Below are 1,928 nucleotides of genomic sequence, written 5' to 3' on the forward strand. Positions count from 1 at the left end.
CCCTACCTATGCCCTAATCCCCTACCAAATCCTCATGCGAACCTTAGCGATCGGCGATATTCATGGTTGCTCGAAAGCTCTAGATCACTTGCTAGAGATCGTCAACCCCAAACCGCAAGATACTTTAATCACCCTCGGTGATTACGTTAATAAGGGCAGAGACTCGAAAGGGGTGATCGAGCGCCTGATTTCCCTGCATAAACAGGGAAATTTGATTCCCCTCAAAGGTAATCACGAGATTATCATGCTGCAAGCCCGTAATAACCCCCTCAAACAGCGTCTCTGGTTAGAAAAAGGCGGCAAAGCCACCCTCAAATCCTATAGCGAAGGCCACCTGATTAAAATTCCTGAATCTCACTGGGATTTTTTAGGAAAAGTCTGTATAAATAGCTACGAAACTGCAAATCATTTATTTGTTCACGCTAGTCTCGATCCCCATCTACCCCTAGCCAGACAACCAGAATACAAACTCTTTTGGGAGAAATTTCAATATCCCGCCGCCCATAGTTCGGGAAAAACCATGATTTGTGGCCATACCAGCCAAAAAAGCGGTAAACCGGTTAATCTCGGCCATGCCATTTGTATTGATACTTGGGCCTACGGCAAAGGCTGGTTAAGTTGTTTAGAGGTGGAAACGGGGAAATTGTGGCAGACTAACCAGCGAGGAAATTTTCGGATTAGCCATATTCAAGATTATTATCTTCCATCCTCTCTAAGTCAGGACATTAAGGACGGTTCGCCGATTTTTGGCGGTTCACTCTTGTCGAGAGCGGCAGCAATAACATTTAAGGGCAAATAACTTGGGTAAACTCCCTCGCGAGCGCGTTCAATATCCGTTTCCTCTAGGGGAAGTTGGTATTTAATCGCAATTGCCTTGAGGATATCGCCGCGATCGATCACTCCCGCTACGGCGGAGGCCGGTGTTAACACCGTGATCATGCGGTCCGGGATGGTTTCCAATTTTTGCACCACCGTCACTAAGGGGGTTTTTTCCTCAACAGTGGCAATTTCCCCGAGGGGATGGGCAATATCAAGCAGTTGTTTTTCTGACCAGAAACTCCGCTCGATCGCCTGTAAATCTGCCACCCGAATTAATCCCCGATAACGCCCCTCGGAAGCGGCAAAATAAGCAGTATTGGCGGCTGCTTGGTCTAAAACGTATTCTTGGACGAATTCCTCTAGGGTTTGATGGGCGTTTAAAACCCGCAAATTTCTGCTCATCACCTCTCCCGCTTGCAAATTGAGGAGACTTTCCTGCAAATTAGTTAAATTATCGTAAGCGCGGGCATTTCTGAGGATAAACCAGCCCATTAATCCTAACCAAGCACCCCCCACATCTGCCGTCAAGAGAACCAAGAAAATCCCTAAAATAATCCCTAACCAACCGATGAATTGACCACTGATCGCAGCCCAATGTAAACCTTTCCAGCGATCGCCAGTCGCTTGCCAGACCATTGCTTTGAAAATTTGACCCCCATCGAGGGGTAAACCGGGGATAAGATTAAATAGAGCCAAAAACAGGTTAATTATCGCTAAATGCCCGCATATATAGGTTAAATTGGCGTTTAAATAGGGTAAGTGACTGGCTAGGGATAGGAGACAAAACAGGAGAAAACTGACGAGGGGTCCAGCGATCGCTACTTGCAGGGCTTCTGGAGGAGTCCGCGATTCTCGATCGATCGAGGCCATTCCCCCAAAGAGAAACAGGGTAATGGAATTGACCTGGATGCCTTGGGAGCGAGCCATGAAACTATGACCTAATTCGTGGAGTAAAACCGAGATAAACAGCAATAAAGCGATGATTAAACCAAGTAACCACGCTAAACCGAAACTCTGGCCAGCCAGAGACTGAATTTCTGCATCGGTGGCATTGATCAAGGTGACAAAAGCCAGAATCAAAAACCACGAGGAATCAATATAGAGAGGAA

General features: G+C 46.7%; 2 protein-coding genes. One reads left to right on the plus strand and one right to left on the minus strand.

What is annotated here, in order from left to right; genetic code table 11:
- Nucleotides 1–34 precede the first annotated feature (34 nt).
- A complete protein-coding gene (locus IQ242_RS23700; RefSeq protein ID WP_193961639.1) occupies nucleotides 35–799 on the plus strand; it encodes a metallophosphoesterase family protein in 765 nt (254 codons plus the stop codon).
- On the opposite strand, the gene IQ242_RS23705 is transcribed toward IQ242_RS23700, so the two are convergent.
- Nucleotides 718–1,928 (minus strand): site-2 protease family protein (locus IQ242_RS23705; protein ID WP_193961638.1); only part of this gene is annotated, 1,211 nt, incomplete at its 5' end. The two genes, IQ242_RS23700 and IQ242_RS23705, sit on opposite strands and share 82 nt — an antisense overlap.

Source organism: Microcystis sp. LEGE 08355 (assembly GCF_015207185.1).
Taxonomy (GTDB): domain Bacteria; phylum Cyanobacteriota; class Cyanobacteriia; order Cyanobacteriales; family Microcystaceae; genus Microcystis; species Microcystis panniformis.